The organism is Robertmurraya mesotrionivorans (assembly GCF_050971805.1).
GTDB lineage: Bacteria > Bacillota > Bacilli > Bacillales > Cytobacillaceae > Robertmurraya_A.
The window spans coordinates 1-16,301 of the sequence record NZ_JBPCCH010000039.1 but is presented as its reverse complement, the minus strand read 5'-3'; the positions used below and the strand labels follow the sequence as shown (position 1 = coordinate 16,301).

At 39.4% G+C, this 16,301-nt stretch carries 16 protein-coding genes, 1 tRNA gene, 2 rRNA genes, 1 other RNA gene and 1 other annotated feature; of the genes, 15 read left to right on the top strand and 5 right to left on the bottom strand.

The genetic code is table 11. The annotated features are described in order from the left end of the window. Positions 1-77, top strand: a 5S ribosomal RNA gene (gene rrf, locus ACRX5O_RS24910); the annotation flags it as partial. A 360-nt stretch (positions 78-437) separates the two neighbouring features. Here the strand turns inward: rrf and ACRX5O_RS24905 are convergent. Then, complete coding sequence (locus ACRX5O_RS24905; RefSeq protein WP_433908399.1) at positions 438-1,394, bottom strand: YaaC family protein; 957 nt, start codon at positions 1,392-1,394, stop codon at positions 438-440. Positions 1,395-1,505: 111 nt separating this feature from the next. Between ACRX5O_RS24905 and guaB the strand changes: the two genes are divergently transcribed. The 6 genes from guaB to ACRX5O_RS24875 all read left to right on the top strand — a co-directional run bounded on the left by guaB (position 1,506) and on the right by ACRX5O_RS24875 (position 7,939). Then, the gene (guaB, locus tag ACRX5O_RS24900) at positions 1,506-2,972 is read left to right on the top strand and encodes an IMP dehydrogenase (protein ID WP_433908398.1); all 1,467 of its coding nucleotides are present in this window, start codon (positions 1,506-1,508) and stop codon (positions 2,970-2,972) included. A 173-nt stretch (positions 2,973-3,145) separates the two neighbouring features. Further along, positions 3,146-4,474: a serine hydrolase gene (locus tag ACRX5O_RS24895; protein WP_433908397.1), complete on the top strand. Its 1,329-nt coding sequence runs from the start codon at positions 3,146-3,148 to the stop codon at positions 4,472-4,474. Positions 4,475-4,663: 189 nt separating this feature from the next. After that, a complete protein-coding gene (gene pdxS, locus ACRX5O_RS24890) occupies positions 4,664-5,545 on the top strand; it encodes a pyridoxal 5'-phosphate synthase lyase subunit PdxS (RefSeq protein WP_119706180.1) in 882 nt (293 codons plus the stop codon). 10 nt (positions 5,546-5,555) lie between these two features. Beyond that, entirely contained in the window at positions 5,556-6,134 is a 579-nt protein-coding gene (pdxT, locus tag ACRX5O_RS24885) for a pyridoxal 5'-phosphate synthase glutaminase subunit PdxT (protein WP_433908396.1), read from the top strand. Between the two features lie 58 nt (positions 6,135-6,192). Further along, positions 6,193-6,413: a binding site (T-box leader), on the top strand. 50 nt (positions 6,414-6,463) lie between these two features. Continuing rightward, a complete protein-coding gene (gene serS / locus ACRX5O_RS24880) occupies positions 6,464-7,738 on the top strand; it encodes a serine--tRNA ligase (RefSeq protein ID WP_433908395.1) in 1,275 nt (424 codons plus the stop codon). A 108-nt stretch (positions 7,739-7,846) separates the two neighbouring features. After that, positions 7,847-7,939 (top strand) — tRNA-Ser (locus tag ACRX5O_RS24875). A 115-nt stretch (positions 7,940-8,054) separates the two neighbouring features. On the opposite strand, the gene ACRX5O_RS24870 is transcribed toward ACRX5O_RS24875, so the two are convergent. From ACRX5O_RS24870 to ACRX5O_RS24855, 4 genes are all read right to left on the bottom strand, one after another. Further along, complete coding sequence (locus ACRX5O_RS24870) at positions 8,055-8,723, bottom strand: deoxynucleoside kinase (RefSeq protein WP_433908394.1); 669 nt, start codon at positions 8,721-8,723, stop codon at positions 8,055-8,057. After that, positions 8,707-9,360, bottom strand: coding sequence for a deoxynucleoside kinase (locus ACRX5O_RS24865; protein ID WP_433908393.1), 654 nt, complete (start codon positions 9,358-9,360; stop codon positions 8,707-8,709). The genes ACRX5O_RS24870 and ACRX5O_RS24865 overlap by 17 nt, the downstream gene beginning before the upstream one ends. Positions 9,361-9,534: 174 nt before the next feature. After that, a complete protein-coding gene (locus tag ACRX5O_RS24860) occupies positions 9,535-10,818 on the bottom strand; it encodes a LysM peptidoglycan-binding domain-containing protein (RefSeq protein ID WP_433908392.1) in 1,284 nt (427 codons plus the stop codon). 119 nt (positions 10,819-10,937) lie between these two features. Next, complete coding sequence (locus ACRX5O_RS24855) at positions 10,938-11,477, bottom strand: cysteine hydrolase family protein (RefSeq protein ID WP_433908391.1); 540 nt, start codon at positions 11,475-11,477, stop codon at positions 10,938-10,940. Positions 11,478-11,582: 105 nt separating this feature from the next. On the opposite strand from ACRX5O_RS24855, the gene tadA reads away from it, so the two are divergent. The 8 genes from tadA to ACRX5O_RS24815 all read left to right on the top strand — a co-directional run. Beyond that, complete coding sequence (gene tadA, locus ACRX5O_RS24850) at positions 11,583-12,083, top strand: tRNA adenosine(34) deaminase TadA (RefSeq protein WP_433908390.1); 501 nt, start codon at positions 11,583-11,585, stop codon at positions 12,081-12,083. 92 nt (positions 12,084-12,175) lie between these two features. Beyond that, positions 12,176-12,440, top strand: an RNA gene (gene ffs, locus ACRX5O_RS24845) — signal recognition particle sRNA large type. A gap of 145 nt (positions 12,441-12,585) precedes the next feature. After that, a complete protein-coding gene (gene dnaX, locus ACRX5O_RS24840) occupies positions 12,586-14,298 on the top strand; it encodes a DNA polymerase III subunit gamma/tau (protein WP_433908389.1) in 1,713 nt (570 codons plus the stop codon). Positions 14,299-14,319: 21 nt separating this feature from the next. After that, the gene (locus ACRX5O_RS24835) at positions 14,320-14,640 is read left to right on the top strand and encodes a YbaB/EbfC family nucleoid-associated protein (RefSeq protein ID WP_066060132.1); all 321 of its coding nucleotides are present in this window, start codon (positions 14,320-14,322) and stop codon (positions 14,638-14,640) included. Between the two features lie 15 nt (positions 14,641-14,655). Continuing rightward, positions 14,656-15,252 (top strand): recombination mediator RecR, encoded by a 597-nt coding sequence (recR, locus tag ACRX5O_RS24830; RefSeq protein WP_066060135.1) that lies wholly within the window; start codon positions 14,656-14,658, stop codon positions 15,250-15,252. Positions 15,253-15,266: 14 nt separating this feature from the next. Next, positions 15,267-15,485, top strand: a complete 219-nt coding sequence (locus tag ACRX5O_RS24825) for a YaaL family protein (RefSeq protein WP_119706188.1) — start codon at positions 15,267-15,269, stop codon at positions 15,483-15,485. A 79-nt stretch (positions 15,486-15,564) separates the two neighbouring features. Then, positions 15,565-15,828, top strand: a complete 264-nt coding sequence (locus ACRX5O_RS24820) for a pro-sigmaK processing inhibitor BofA family protein (RefSeq protein ID WP_433908388.1) — start codon at positions 15,565-15,567, stop codon at positions 15,826-15,828. Between the two features lie 302 nt (positions 15,829-16,130). Further along, positions 16,131-16,301, top strand: a 16S ribosomal RNA gene (locus ACRX5O_RS24815); the annotation flags it as partial.

The window sequence follows — 16,301 nt, the reverse complement described above, 5'->3', positions numbered from 1 at the left end:
CCGAACACGGAAGTTAAGCTTTTCAGCGCCGATGGTAGTTGAGGGTTTCCCTCTGTGAGAGTAGGACGTCGCTAGGCAAAGGAAAAAAAGCACCTGAGTGGGTGCTTTTTTTGTTATATAAAGATAAGAAAGTATAAGATTTTCTACTTAGAGAATTGTCTAGCTCCAGCGCCCTAGCGCCTAGTGTCCTTCGCTCCGCCCTACGATAAGTCAAGCACGAATGCGCCTCTGGCTCTTCATGTTGTCCAGCTTCAGTACTAGCTCCTCGGGGTCATAAGCCAAATCACGCAGGAAGGCTGGCCTTCCTGCGTGATTCGTCTTATGCCTGTCGGAGCTGAGCAAGGTACTTCCGCATTTCACTTTCCTTTATCTCAGTTGGAGTGCTCCAGGCCTGTCGTGCGCTGACCAGGGCGCTTGCGCTTTTCTTATTATAATGACTATTTCTTCATCATTAAATATTGATAAACAAGAAATGGACCTTTGTCTAAGCTGACTTGTAAGAATGATTGAATGAATGGGAAGTCTTTGTTCGGCATGGTCTTTACTAGTTCACTCCACCACTCCGTTTCGTAGCGGGCAATCATGCTTAGGTTGTACAGCAATAAATAGTGAATAAGTAATTCATTGTATTGAATTAAATCTCCTTTTGTCAAAGAAAGGGAGAAATGGTTATCTACCAGATTGTATTTTAATATAGAAAAGGATGATAGCTTTTTTCCAGCTAAGTGAAAACAAAGGCTCTCATTCAAACTATCACTACATAAGAAATCTCCATTCGTTTTTGTTTGAAAAAACTCAGTGAATCGATCACTAGTCATATGAAAGATATCAAGAGCTGTCTCAGGGATGTGGATGTCTGATCCTTTATTCTCAACGTGTAAGAAAGTTCTCTTTCCTACGAGCTCTTCAAAAAGACTAGTGAGCTCTGGAATTTGCATTAAGAGATCATTCATTGTTGTTTTTTCCCCTTCCAATTGTTTCATGTGAAACAATCGTTCTCCAATATGAGGAAACAATCCTGTCTTTTGAAACTTTACTTCATCCTGAAAAAAATGATATTGTTGCTTTTTTCTCTTCCTAGTTGAAACTCCATGGGCAAGTACAGAGGTCGTTTCAGGATAATTTGGATCTACAGTTAAAATACATGCCTTTAATAAGTGTACGAGACCATAGAAGATAAGAATAGGCTGGATGATGAGTGGTGAGTTCCTTGCCTGTTCATAATATACCTGTCCATGCTCAAGATAATAAATAAAAGGATAGCAGTTTTCATAACTTTTTTGTTCGGCATCTGAAAGCTCTAAAGCTTGATAACATTTTTTTAAATAATGCTGTGTCGAATCGGCTGAAAAAAAGAGAGAAAATGAGTTCAAATTAGCATAAGGGAAAATCAAATTACTAACCTCCAAATTAATTGAAAAATCAAACATATTGCACAGTTCTTGACAGTATTTTAACCAATTGATAACCTACTAATAATATTTTCGAGTAGGAGGGCAATATTTATGTGGGAAAATAAGTTTGTTAAAGAGGGTTTAACCTTCGACGATGTATTGTTAGTGCCTGCAAAATCAGAAGTACTTCCTAGAGATGTGAGCTTACAAGTTCACTTAACAGAAAAAATCAAGCTAAACATTCCAATGATTAGCGCCAGTATGGACACAGTAACAGAAGCAGAGATGGCTATTGCTATGGCGAGACAAGGTGGAATTGGTATTATCCATAAAAATATGTCCATTGAACAGCAAGCCGACCAAGTCGATAAGGTTAAACGTTCAGAAAGTGGAGTTATTACAGATCCTTTCTTTTTGACTCCTGATCAACAAGTGTTCGATGCCGAGCATCTTATGGGGAAATACCGAATTTCAGGTGTTCCAATCGTAAATAATGATGAGGAGCAAAAGTTAGTTGGAATTCTAACGAATCGTGATTTACGCTTCATCCAAGACTACTCGATAAAAATTTCGGATGTAATGACAAAAGAAAACTTAGTTACAGCTCCTGTGGGAACAACATTAGAAGAAGCGGAAAGCATTTTACAAAAGTATAAAATCGAAAAGCTTCCACTGGTTGACAGTGAAGGAGTTCTTAAAGGGTTAATTACGATCAAAGATATTGAGAAAGTAATCGAGTTCCCGAATTCTGCAAAAGATGAGCAAGGCCGTTTATTAGTTGGTGCAGCAGTAGGTGTAACAACGGATACAATGAAACGCGCTGAGATGCTTGTAAGAGCTCAAGTAGATGTACTAGTTATAGACACGGCCCATGGTCACTCTAAAGGCGTTATAGACATGGTTAGCTCTATTAGAGAGGCATTCCCTGATATCGCTATTATTGCAGGTAATGTAGCTACAGCAGAAGCAACAAGAGAGCTTATTGAAGCTGGGGCAGATATCGTGAAAGTTGGTATTGGACCAGGTTCTATCTGTACAACAAGGGTAGTTGCAGGTGTAGGTGTACCGCAAATCACAGCTGTATACGATTGTGCAACAGAAGCTAGAAAGCACGGAAAAGCAGTTATCGCTGATGGTGGAATTAAATACTCTGGAGATATTGTAAAAGCTTTAGCAGCTGGTGGACATGCTGTTATGCTTGGAAGCTTATTAGCTGGTGTGACAGAAAGTCCAGGAGAAACAGAAATCTTCCAAGGCAGACGTTTCAAAGTCTATCGTGGTATGGGTTCAGTAGCAGCAATGGAAAAGGGGTCGAAGGACCGTTATTTCCAAGAAGACAATAAAAAGTTTGTTCCAGAGGGAATTGAAGGACGACTTCCATACAAGGGACCATTAACAGATACTATCTACCAATTGGTTGGTGGATTACGTTCTGGAATGGGGTATTGTGGAACAAAGAATTTACAGGAACTAAGAGAAAACTCACAGTTTATTCGAATGACAGGAGCTGGTCTTCGTGAAAGTCATCCACATGATGTTCAAATCACGAAAGAAGCACCTAACTATTCACTTTCTTAAGATTTCCTGAGACTTTAGAACGAAGAGATTACAAGTATTTTTACAAGACAGAGTGACCTTTCTCTGTCTATTTTTTTTGTAATTTATATGGTAAACTGTACAAGGTGCAAAAAATAAAGAATCATGTCGAAATGATTTTCATAGAGTAATTGACAAAGATGGAGGTAAGTTCATTGTATCGTTTAAAAAATATTTCAATCTGGGTAATGACCTTGACAATAGCATTCACATTATCGTTTGCAACAAGTGTTTCACCCGTAAAGGCAGAAGAGGATCCGCTTGGAATTACTGCGGAAGCAGCAATTCTACTTGATGCAGAGACTGGGAAGATTCTTTATGCAAAAAATATAGATGTTGTACTTGGTGTCGCATCTATGTCAAAAATGATGACCGAATACCTGCTACTTGAAGCAATTGCTGAAGGTAAGATTAAATGGGATCAAAAAGTGAAAATCAATGCGTATGTTCATGAACTATCAGCTGCGCCTGGTCTATCCAATGTTGGGTTAACTGAAGGAGAAGATTATACGGTTGAAGAGCTTTATCAAGCAATGGCCATTCATTCTGGGAATGCTGCCACTGTTGCCTTAGCAGAATTAATGGCCGGATCTGAAACAAATTTCATCACACTTATGAATAAAAAGGCTGAAGAACTACAATTAGGGGATTATAAGTTTGTAAATTCGAGCGGACTTAATAACAGCAGTTTGTTAGGGAATCACCCAGCTGGTGGGGCTGATGAGGAAAATGTGATGTCAGCTAGAGCAACAGCTAAACTTGCTTACCATTTAATTAATGATTATCCTGAGGTAATTGAAACAGCAAAAATGCCTGAACTTCAATTCAGAGATGGTCGAACATATAAGAATTTTAACTGGATGCTTCCAGGTCTTATCTTCGAATATGCCGGAGTTGATGGATTAAAGACAGGCTCAACTGATTTTGCAGGAGCTGGGTTTACAGCAACCGCTGAAAAAGACGGACAGCGTGTGATTGCGGTTGTTATGAAAGCTGCTACAAAGGACGAACGTTTTACAGAAATGAGAAAAATATTAGATTATGCTTTCGGTAACTTTACGGAAGAAGAAATTGTTGAAAAAGGGTATCAAGTAAAGGGACAAAAGACGTTACCAGTAACAAAAGGGAAAGAAGACGAAGTATCCATTGAGTCAAAAGAAAGCATCTCCATGGTAGTTAAAAATGGAGAAAAAGATCAGTACAAAACGGTATTAAAATTAGATGAAGACAAGCTGAATGAAGACGGAGAGCTAACGGCTCCAGTAAAAAAAGGTGATAAGGTGGGAACACTCACAATTGAGCCTATCGAAGGTGAAGGGTTAGGGTTCCTAACTGAATCTGACCAAAAGCAAATTACTGTTGACGTTATCGCTACAGAAGATGTAGAAAAAGCCAACTGGTTTGTTTTAATGATGCGCGGAGTTGGGGGCTTTTTTGGAAACCTATGGGACAGTGCCTCTTCAGCTGTTAAAGGAATATTTTAAATAAAGAGATTATTTCCTTGTAAAAAGGGCTTCCTGTCTTGACAGGAAGCTCTTTTTATTGTTTATTTACGAATAGGGAAAAAGATTAATTTCGATTGAATTCGTTATGCTTTCCTTTTTTTAGTAGCTACATATGGAGACATAATTTACCCATCTAATGTAGATGGTAATAATGAAAGGGGATCAAGTATGAAAACAGGTACAGATCGAGTTAAACGTGGTATGGCAGAAATGCAAAAAGGCGGCGTCATTATGGACGTTGTTAACGCAGAGCAAGCAAAAATTGCTGAAGAGGCTGGTGCTGTTGCAGTTATGGCGCTTGAAAGAGTGCCTTCAGATATTCGTGCGGCTGGTGGAGTAGCTCGTATGGCTGATCCACGTATTATGGAAGAAGTAATGAATGCTGTTTCTATTCCTGTAATGGCTAAAGCACGTATTGGACATATTGTAGAGGCTCGTATTTTAGAAGCAATGGGTGTTGACTACATCGATGAGAGCGAAGTATTAACACCAGCTGATGAAGAATATCATCTGTACAAGAGTGACTTTACGGTTCCTTTTGTATGTGGATGTCGTGACCTTGGGGAAGCAGCTCGTCGTATCGGTGAAGGTGCATCTATGCTTCGTACGAAAGGTGAACCTGGAACTGGAAATATCGTAGAGGCTGTTCGACATATTCGTAAAGTAAATGCTCAAGTACGTAAAGTTGTAGGAATGAATGTGGACGAGCTTATGACAGAAGCTAAGCTTCTAGGAGCGCCATTTGAGCTTCTTCTCCAAATTAAGGAGTTAGGCCGTTTACCGGTTGTTAACTTCGCAGCTGGTGGGGTTGCAACGCCTGCAGATGCTGCTTTAATGATGGAGCTAGGTGCTGATGGAGTATTCGTAGGATCTGGAATCTTTAAATCTGATAACCCAGCTAAGTTTGCTCGTGCGATTGTAGAAGCAACAACGCATTACCAAGACTACAAATTAATTGCTGAGCTTTCAAAAGAGCTTGGAACGCCAATGAAGGGGATTGAAATCTCTTCTTTAGCTCCAGAAGCTCGTATGCAAGACCGTGGATGGTAAGGTGAACAAAATGGTTAAAGTAGGAGTACTAGGCCTTCAAGGAGCTGTACGTGAGCATATACGCTCCATTGAAGAGAGTGGGGCAAAAGCAGTTGTGATCAAAACAAAAGACCAGCTAGAAGAAGTGGATGGATTGATCATGCCTGGTGGAGAAAGTACAACGATGCGCCGCTTAATCGATAAGTACGATTTTATGGGGAGCCTTAAGGAGTTTGCGCAATCAGGAAAACCGATGTTCGGAACTTGTGCAGGACTTATCTTAATGGCTAAGGAGCTTGTTGGTTACGATCAACCTCATATTGGTGCGATGGATGTAAAAGTGGAGCGAAACTCATTTGGGCGCCAACGTGAAAGCTTTGAAGCAAATCTAGATATTGCTGGTGTTGGTGAAAACTATCCAGCAGTCTTTATTCGTGCCCCACATATTGTTGCTGCAGGTGAGAATGTTGAAATCCTTGCGAAGCATGAAAATCGCATTGTTTTTGCTAGAGAGGGACAATTCCTTGGTTGCTCCTTTCATCCAGAATTAACAGAGGATCACCGTATCACACAGTATTTTATCAATATGGTAAAAGAAGCGAAAAAATAAATATAATCCGGTTGCATCTTGGAAATAATTGTAGTAAAGTACTATAAAAATAAATAATTGTAATGCATTGAGAGGAAATAGTAACAGGAGAGCTATTTTAAAGAGAGCCGATGGTTGGTGGAAATCGGTAAATGGTGCTTGTGAATCCATCCTTGAGTGAAGTATGGAAAGCATATAGTGTGAGTAAGTACTTCCGGTTAAAAACCGTTATTTATTTAAGGTGGAAGGTGAATGATACCTTCAACTAGGGTGGCAACGCGGGTAACTCTCGTCCCTTTTATAGGGACGGGAGTTTTTTGTTTGCTGAAAATGATAAAGGAGGAATCAATATGTTAGATTTGAAATTTTTACGTGCTAATTTTGAAGAAGTAAAGGAAAAGCTTCAACATCGTGGAGAAGATTTAACGGATCTAAGTAAATTCGAAGAACTGGATCGTACACGTAGAGAGTTAATTTTAGAAGTAGAGCAATTGAAAAGTAAGCGTAACGAAGTTTCTCAACAAGTGGCGGTGCTTAAGAGAGAAAAGAAGGATGCAGACCAATTAATTGCTGAGATGAAAGAAGTAGGAGATAAAATTAAAGGTTTAGATGATCAGTTACGTGATGTTGAGGAAACATTGGAGAAGCTTCTACTAAGCATTCCAAATATCCCGCATGAAAGTGTCCCTGTTGGTGAAACAGAGGATGATAATATAGAAATTCGTAATTGGGGAGAGATTCCTAACTTTGACTTTGAGCCGAAGCCACATTGGGATGTAGCGGATGGTCTAGGAATTGTAGACTTCGAGCGAGCGGGCAAAGTTACGGGAAGTCGTTTCGTTTTCTATAAGGGATTAGGTGCTAAGTTAGAGCGTGCACTGTTTAACTTTATGCTAGATTTGCACACAGAAGAGCATGGTTATGAAGAGGTTCTACCTCCGTACATTGTAAACCGTGCCAGCATGACTGGAACAGGACAACTTCCGAAATTTGAAGAGGATGCCTTCCGAATTGAAAGTGAAGATTTTTTCTTAATACCAACAGCAGAAGTTCCAGTAACGAATTTACATCGTGATGAAATTTTAAGCGGTGAGGATTTACCAATTAACTATGCAGCCTTTAGTGCTTGCTTCCGCTCTGAAGCCGGATCTGCTGGTAGAGATACAAGAGGCTTGATTCGCCAGCATCAGTTTAACAAAGTGGAGCTTGTGAAGTTCGTTAAGCCTGAGGATTCATACGAAGAGCTTGAAAAATTAACAGGTCATGCGGAAAAGGTATTACAGCTTTTGGGCCTTCCGTATCGTGTATTAAGCATGTGTACTGGAGATCTTGGCTTTACTGCAGCGAAGAAATACGATATTGAAGTTTGGATTCCGAGTTATGAAACCTACCGTGAGATTTCTTCTTGTAGTAACTTTGAGAGCTTCCAAGCACGCCGAGCCAATATTCGCTTTAGACGTGAACCGAAAGGAAAGCCAGAGGCCGTTCATACACTTAATGGTTCAGGGTTAGCAATTGGCCGTACCGTTGCAGCAATCCTAGAAAACTTCCAGCAAGCTGATGGTAGTGTCGTCATTCCGGAAGTGTTACGTCCGTATATGGGGAACCGCGAAGTGATAAAATAAGGCTAACGGTTATAAGTTAAGCGGGTGGAAACATCCGCTTGATATTTTTTGAAAAATAGTTGACTTCGTTTTTGGTACATGCTATATTATACCTTGTCGATGAGATACGGAGGTATACCCAAGTCCGGCTGAAGGGATCGGTCTTGAAAACCGACAGGCGGGTCAAACCGCGCGGGGGTTCGAATCCCTCTACCTCCTCCATCTAATTGAAATGAACCATTGCGCATAAAATGGAGATTGAAAACCACTGTGACTCACAGTGGTTTTTTTGCGTCTATTAAATTTATCTGTAAAAAAATCGCTGAAAACTCAGCGATTATCTTTTTAATAATTGTGTTTGCTTTATATGATTGGAAATACGTTCAATCACTGGTTCAATTGAAGTTTCGTCATCCTTAATGTCATATTCATTAATATTAATTCGTAACACTGGACATGCCGAGAATGAGTTAATCCAATCTTCATAACGTTGATGCATTTCATTCCAATAATTAATTGGCGTTTGCTGTTCCATTGGACGTCCACGCTCTTTAATTCTACCAATGATGTCATCAATGGATCCCTCTAGATAAATAAGTAGATCTGGATGAGGGAAATACGGTGTCATGACCATTGCCTCAAAAAGGCTCGTGTATGTTTCGTAATCTACCTTGGACATCGTTCCTTTTTCAAAATGCATTTTTGCAAAAATGCCCGTATCTTCATAAATTGAACGGTCTTGAATAAATCCTCCACCATATTCGAAGATACGCTTTTGTTCTTTAAATCGCTCTGCAAGGAAGTATACTTGCAAGTGAAAGCTCCATCTAGTAAAGTCAGCATAAAATTTATCTAAGTAAGGATTCGTATCTACTTTTTCAAAGGAGGTACGAAAATCAAGCGCATTAGCAAGAGCGTTCGTCATCGTAGACTTCCCAACTCCCACTGTCCCTGCAATCGTAATAACTGAGTTAGCAGGTATTCCGTATTTAGTTCGAAGGTTCATGATTACATACTCCTTTTTCTAACGATGTTGTTAATTGGTTGATAATCCTGTCTAGGTCACTCTTGTTTTTTACAAAGTCTAGCTCGTCTCCACTAAATCGTAGAACAGGTATTTCAGGATGCAATTTTTCAAACTCACTTATTGCATGATCATAATCAATAGATAATTGCTCAAGATAAAGAGGGCTTATATTCTTCTCAATTTCCCGACCGCGTATTTTTATTCGAGATAAAAGAGTATCTAAACTAGCATGTAAGTAAATGATGACGTTTGGCTTTGGCATATCTCTAGTTAATATTTGATAAATATTAAAATACTTATCATACTCTTCGGTACTTAGTGTACGCTGAGCAAAAATAAGGTTTTTAAATATATGATAATCGGCTACGACCGGCTCGTTTTTGGTAAGATATAACTTCTGAATGTCTCCGAGTTGCTTGTATCGGTTACATAAGAAAAACATCTCGGTTTGAAAGCTCCATTCTTCAATGTTTTCATAAAACTTCCCTAAAAATGGGTTTTCATCAACGATCTCCCGAAGTAATGCAAATTGGAAGTGATCAGAAATCACCTTGGCTAATGATGTTTTGCCCACACCAATTGGCCCCTCTACCGTGATAAAAGGCGTTTCCCCCATGGCTTGTCCTCCTTACTGCTCCTTCTCCTAAGGTGGTATTTCCGTCTATATTAAAATGAGACAAAGTCCATTTTATCACATATAGGTCTGATAGGAATATGGAATTATTTCTTGTTTCCCATATTGAAAATATTAGTAAAAAAATAGCAGCTATAATAGCTGCTATCGTTACGCTTACCTTTTTACAACGTCAAAATTCTCTACAATGAGTAACCAGTTTTGTGGAAATGCGAGTCCAAGCTTCCAGTAGCTCATTCCACGAAGGTTTAACTCTTTAATCAAGTTGAATTTTGCTTGAATTGAACGGGCGTCTTCAAACCAAACTTCGTGCTGCTTACCTTCTTGGTCCCTGTATCTAAAAAAAGGTGCTTGAGCGGTTGTATCATACTGAATGGCAACATTATTCGTTGCGGCAAGTTGGATCGCTTGCTGAGGACTTACAGCTCTTGCTACCGTTCCTTGGACGAAGGGAAGCGTCCAATCATAACCATATAAATTCTGTCCCATCATGATCTTGGAAGCAGGCATTTCTGTTAAAGCATATTCAATTACCTTTCTTACAGGTCCAATAGGGGACACAGCCATTGCTGGACCACCGCTATAGCCCCATTCATAGGTCATAATAACAACAAAGTCAACAATTTCTCCATGGGCTCGGTAATCATGAGCCTCATACCATTCCCCTTTTTGCTCACGGCTTGTTTTCGGGGCTAAAGCCGTTGAGAGCAGCCACCCCTCAGCTTGGAAACGAGCCTTTGCTTTCCGTAAAAAACGATTGTATGCCTCGCGGTCTGCCGGGCGCAAGAATTCAAAATCAAAATGTATGTCTCTGAAATTATACTTTTTAGCGGTTGCTACAATATTATTCAAAAATCGATCCTGGATAGGGATATCATTTAATAGGATTCTTCCTAATTCAGCATTGAATTGATCATTTTCTTGATTCGTTATGACCATCATGAGTACATTGTTATTGGCCCTTGCAATGGCAGGAAAGTTATTTAACAGTGGTTCTTTTAGAGATCCGTCTCTTAAAGCTTGGAAGCTGAAAGGAGCTAAGTAAGTTAAATAAGGTGCTGCTTCTCGTGCACTTTCCTCAAGGACTGGTACAACTGTCGTTCCTCTTGGCTCCACATAGGCATTAAATTCTGCATTCCTTCTTGCTCTCCGTGGGATATATAATCTAAAACCAATACGTAATGGTTGAGTGAGAGAAAGGCGGTTTACTTGAGCGAGCTGTTGATAAGAGATTCCAAATTTCTGTGCTATGGACCAGAGGCTGTCACCAGATTGTACCCAATAGAAGCTGCCAACGATGGGGATAACTAATGTTTGCCCAATAACCAAGTCATTGGGATTAGGTGTTTCATTTGCTTCAATTAAATCATCTACCGTTGTGGAATATGCTTGAGCAATTCCGTAAAGTGATTGGTTTGGCTGCACGACATGAATTTGCATGTTTTTCCCTCCTAGATGAATCGAGCAAACCATAAGAATAATGGTGTTCACTCCAAATAGTGATATTGAACGCTATCACCATCTTATGAGGGAAAAGGGTCATTCATGTTACATAATTCTTATATAGGATCAATCTTGCCTTTTAAAACATTTTTGATCATTTTTAATGAGTACTCATTGTCCTGGTCATCAGCAGAAGTGATTGCATTGTGAGGAACATGTATGGAATATTCCCTCATATATGCATCATTTGCAGTAAAAAGTACACATATGTTTCCAGCAATTCCTGTGATGACAAGAGAACGTACATTCAGCTGATGGAGTAGAGTGTTTAGAGCGGTACCGAAAAAAGCAGAATGCTTCGGTTTAATAAGAAAAAGGTCGTCTGGTTTCGGTTGAATGATTTTAATAATTTCTTTGCTTAAGGAGTTTTCACAATGATTAATGATACGTGTAACATCTGCTTGCCAAAGATTATAATGGTCATTTATATAAATAATGGGCAGCTTTTCTTTAGTAAACTGTTCCTTTAGTTTTTGAATATTTTTAGCAATGGGTAAAGTTTTCTTTGCTAGCACTTCACCATTGCTGAAGTCAAAGTTATTTATCATATCAATAATTAAAAGTGCTGTTTGACTCGTATTTTCAAATATGCCCATGAACGATCCTCACTTCCTTTTTTCTTCTTTAGCGTGTGAAGGTTGTATTTTTCTATACATTTGGAGATGATGGATAAAATGAATGAAAGGATTTTATAAGTGCAAATGAATGATGAAACATATATGCTGGAAGCAATAAAGGAAGCGAAAAAGGCAGAGCAGCTGCAGGAAGTACCAATAGGAGCTGTGATCGTCATCAATGATCAAATTGTGGCAAGAGCCCATAATCTGCGAGAAACAAGACAGAGTGCGGTTGCTCATGCAGAATTGCTTGCCATAGAAAAAGCTTGTGAAAAATTAGGGACATGGAGACTTGAAGGGGCAACTCTATATGTAACGTTGGAGCCATGTCCGATGTGTGCTGGAGCAATCATTATGTCACGAGTAGAAAAGGTTGTGTTTGGAGCAAGTGACCCAAAAGGTGGATGTGCCGGAACATTTATGAACTTATTAGCCGACGAAAGATTTAATCATCAAAGTGAAGTGTGCTCTGGTGTGCTAGAAAAGGAATGTGGCGAGCTATTAAGTAGTTTTTTTCGAAGTATTCGGCTAAAGAAGAAAGAAGAAAAAAAGAAAAGAAATGCTGTAAAAGATAACTTACAGTAATTTACAGTTGTAAAACATTGATTTTTAGCAGGAAAGAAAGTATACTAAATTATGCGTCGTCAGTGATGCACTTAAATTAGGTTTCAATTTTGCCGTGCTAGGTGGGGAGGTAGCGGTGCCCTGTACTCGCAATCCGCTCTAGCGAGACTGAATCCCTTCCCGAGGCTGGTTGCCTGTAGGGTCTGCCTTAAGCAAGTGGTGTTGACGCCCGGGTCCTGCGCAATGGGAATCCATGAACCATGTCAGGTCCGGAAGGAAGCAGCATTAAGTGGACGCTCCCATGTGCCGCGGGGTTGCCTGGGCCGAGCTAACTACTTAAGTAACGCTTATGGGCGCCAGTCGACGGAAGGTGCACGGCAGTTAAATGATAATAGCAAACTCATCTCTTCTACAAGAGGTGAGTTTTTTGCATATATAGGTAAAGATTTCTTAAACAGCCTTTGTAAAAAGGATTTTCTTTACGTTATAATAAAAAAGACCATATATAGGAGGGGGCTTGTCTGTGGCTTATCAAGCTCTATATCGTGTTTGGCGTCCTCAAACATTTATTGATGTCGTTGGACAAGAACATGTAACAAAGACTTTGCAAAACGCCCTGCTTCAGCAGAAAATCTCACATGCTTACTTGTTTTCTGGACCGAGAGGAACTGGGAAAACAAGTGCGGCAAAGATTTTTGCAAAAGCGGTTAACTGTGAAAATTCGCCCGCAAACGAACCATGTAATGCGTGTCCTGCTTGCTTAGGTATTACGGATGGGTCGATTCCAGATGTCATTGAAATAGATGCAGCTTCTAACAATGGGGTCGAGGAAATAAGGGATATAAGAGACAAAGTAAAATTTGCTCCAAGTTCTGTGAAGTACAAGGTCTATATCGTTGATGAAGTCCATATGCTTTCTATCGGAGCTTTTAATGCATTACTTAAGACTTTGGAGGAACCGCCAAGACATGTCATCTTTATTTTAGCGACAACAGAACCGCATAAAATCCCACTTACCATCATCTCAAGATGTCAGCGGTTTGATTTTAAAAGAATATCTGCTCATTCGATTGTCAATCGAATGAAGACAATTGTAGATGAAACAGGTGTTCGTTATGAGGAAAAAGCGCTACAAGTCGTTGCGAGAGCCGCAGAAGGTGGAATGCGTGATGCGCTTAGTTTACTTGATCAGGCCATTTCCTTTAGCCGTGATGAAGTAACAGTAGAAGATGCATTAACAGTTACAGGTTCAGTATCTCAAGGGTTGTTAAACCAGTTGGCTACAGCCATAAAAGAAAGAGATGCAGCAAAAGCATTGGAAGCGTTAGAGGAGTTATTGTTTTTAGGTAAGGATCCGTCAAGATTTATTGAGGACTTTATCCTTTATTACCGTGATATGCTTCTTTTCAAGGCCGCGCCAAATTTAGAGGAATCATTCGAACGAGTATTACTTGATGAAGAATTTAAGCAATTAGCGGAAGCTGTTAATCAAGAAGATATCTATCAAATTATTGAGACATTAAATAAATCTCAACAGGAGATGCGCTGGACAAACCATCCTCGCATATTTTTAGAAGTAGCAGTAGTGAAACTTTGCCAAATGAAAGTTAGGGATAATGGTAAACAAATTAGTTCTACTGAGATTGATTCTTTGTTGAGTAAAATATCTAGCCTTGAGGAACAACTATCAGATCTAAGAAAAAATGGTATTGCGGTAACGAGTGATCAAGCTGCTAATACTACGAGTCAAGCAAAACCGGCTCGTACCTCACGAAGAGGGTTCCAGGCACCAACAGGGAAAATAAATGAGATCCTGAAGAATGCTACAAAACCTGATTTAACACTTGTGAAAAGCAAATGGGGAGAATTGTTAGGGAAACTTGTATATAATCAAATGAGATCACAAGCGGCATTACTAAACGAGGCAGAACCAGTAGCAGCTTCAACAACCGCATTGGTGATTAGTTTTAAATATGAGATTCATTGTCAAATGGCTATGGATAACGATCGATTCTTAACAGTCTTATCCGACTTAACCCAAGAATTAATAGGGCGCCGTTTATCCGTTGTCGGAGTCCCTGAGGAACAATGGCAGACGATCCGTGCTGGATTTATTAAAACAAACCGTGATGGGGAATCTGATCAAGGGGATGTAGTGAAAGAGAATGAAGAAGACCCAGTTGTTTCAGAAGCTATCAAACTTTTTGGAAGCGAATTAGTTGAAATTAAAGAATAAATTATATGGAGGATGAAAAAGATGCGTGGAATGGGTAATATGCAAAATATGATGAAACAAATGCAAAAAATGCAAAAGAAAATGGCTCAAGCTCAAGAGGAGCTAGGAGAAAAGAGAATTGAAGGAACTGCTGGTGGGGGAATGGTAACGGTCATTGTTTCCGGACACAAAGAAGTTCTTGAAGTAAATATTAAGGAAGAAGTAGTAGATCCAGAAGATATCGATATGCTTCAAGATTTAGTGCTTGCTGCTACAAACGATGCCCTAAAGAAGGCGGAAGAACTAACGAATAATACGATGGGACAATTCACTAAAGGAATGAACCTTCCTGGAATGTTCTAATTAGGGGGGTAAAAAATGCATTATCCTGAACCAATCTCAAAGCTCATAGACAGCTTTATGAAACTGCCAGGAATCGGTCCGAAAACGGCTGCTCGACTGGCGTTTTTTGTGCTTAGTATGAAGGAAGACACAGTCCTTGATTTTGCAAAGGCACTTGTAAACGCGAAAAGAAATTTAAGTTATTGTTCTGTTTGTGGACATATAACCGATCAAGATCCTTGCTATATTTGTGAGGATCAAAGACGAGATCGAAGAATCATTTGTGTTGTGCAAGATCCAAAAGATGTTATTGCTATGGAAAAAATGAAGGAGTACAGCGGTCTTTATCATGTACTTCATGGAGCGATATCACCAATGGATGGTATTGGACCAGAAGATATTAATATTCCTGATTTATTAAAAAGACTACAAGATGAAGAAGTTCAGGAGATTATACTAGCAACAAACCCAAATATTGAGGGTGAAGCAACTGCTATGTATATTTCACGCTTACTTAAGCCAACTGGCATCAAGATCACTCGTATTGCTCATGGTCTACCAGTAGGTGGGGATTTGGAATATGCAGATGAAGTCACGTTATCGAAAGCACTTGAAGGAAGAAGAGAAGTATAAAGTGGGGAATGAATATGTTTTTTCGACGTAAAGGTTGGTTAAGAAAAGAATTTAATGATCAACTTATTTCTCAAATGGAGCAGCTTAAAACAAGCTGGAATAATCAGAAGACGTTGTTAAACAAAAGCTTCGATCCCTCAGAAGATATTATTTGTCAGACGAAAATTGCTGAAGCTAAGTACTTTTTCCTCTTTAAAGAAGCTAAGCATAGAAATATTAAGATAGACCGGTAAGTAAATAAATAAGCCACGTTCTTTTTCTTTTAGCTTGTACATATATTGTTACTACAAGTGATAAGAGGGGGATCAAACTGTGGAGCCGGTAATTGTTATTTCTGTTCTTGGTGGACTAATTGTTTTATTACTACTGATGGGCACACCGTTGAAACCAATTCGTACAATAGGACAAGGCTTAATCAAAATATTGATAGGAGCATTATTTCTATTCTTCCTTAACGCGTTTGGGAATCAGTTTAATATACATGTGCCTATCAATTTAATGACTTCTGCTATATCAGGCTTTTTAGGTCTACCTGGATTGGTAGCTTTAGTGGCGGTTCAACTATGGATTTTATAAGCCGAAGAAATAAATCACTTAAAGGTGATTTATTTTTTTTGAACATGAAAAATAAAAAAATACATTTTTGCTGTTGACCAGATAGTTGAATGGTGATATTATTGTTTAAGTCGCCACGAGGTAATGAAAAAATAACTTAAAAAAGTTATTGACATTACGAAGTGGAAGTGATATTCTAATTAAGTCGCCTACGAGCGACAGTGATTGTTCTTTGAAAACTAAACAAATCATACGTCAACAAAAATGATAGTGTTGAAATATACACTAGCCAACGTTTTAACTTTAAGAGCTAATCTTACTCTTTATTGGAGAGTTTGATCCTGGCTCAGGACGAACGCTGGCGGCGTGCCTAATACATGCAAGTCGAGCGGATCTTTGGGAGCTTGCTCCCAAAGGTTAGCGGCGGACGGGTGAGTAACACGTGGGCAACCTGCCTATGAGACTGGGATAACTCCGGGAAACCGGGGCTAATA

Bases quoted from the DNA above. Each gene is read 5' to 3' on its own strand.
- pdxS (WP_119706180.1), top strand. From the start codon at position 4,664: ATGAAAACAGGTACAGATCGAGTTAAACGTGGTATGGCAGAAATGCAA.
- pdxT (WP_433908396.1), top strand. From the start codon at position 5,556: ATGGTTAAAGTAGGAGTACTAGGCCTTCAAGGAGCTGTACGTGAGCAT.
- guaB (WP_433908398.1), top strand. From the start codon at position 1,506: ATGTGGGAAAATAAGTTTGTTAAAGAGGGTTTAACCTTCGACGATGTA.
- tadA (WP_433908390.1), top strand. From the start codon at position 11,583: ATGAATGATGAAACATATATGCTGGAAGCAATAAAGGAAGCGAAAAAG.
- ACRX5O_RS24825 (WP_119706188.1), top strand. From the start codon at position 15,267: ATGTTTTTTCGACGTAAAGGTTGGTTAAGAAAAGAATTTAATGATCAA.
- ACRX5O_RS24870 (WP_433908394.1), bottom strand. From the start codon at position 8,723: ATGAACCTTCGAACTAAATACGGAATACCTGCTAACTCAGTTATTACG.
- recR (WP_066060135.1), top strand. From the start codon at position 14,656: ATGCATTATCCTGAACCAATCTCAAAGCTCATAGACAGCTTTATGAAA.
- ACRX5O_RS24860 (WP_433908392.1), bottom strand. From the start codon at position 10,818: ATGCAAATTCATGTCGTGCAGCCAAACCAATCACTTTACGGAATTGCT.
- ACRX5O_RS24835 (WP_066060132.1), top strand. From the start codon at position 14,320: ATGCGTGGAATGGGTAATATGCAAAATATGATGAAACAAATGCAAAAA.
- ACRX5O_RS24855 (WP_433908391.1), bottom strand. From the start codon at position 11,477: ATGGGCATATTTGAAAATACGAGTCAAACAGCACTTTTAATTATTGAT.
- ACRX5O_RS24865 (WP_433908393.1), bottom strand. From the start codon at position 9,360: ATGGGGGAAACGCCTTTTATCACGGTAGAGGGGCCAATTGGTGTGGGC.
- serS (WP_433908395.1), top strand. From the start codon at position 6,464: ATGTTAGATTTGAAATTTTTACGTGCTAATTTTGAAGAAGTAAAGGAA.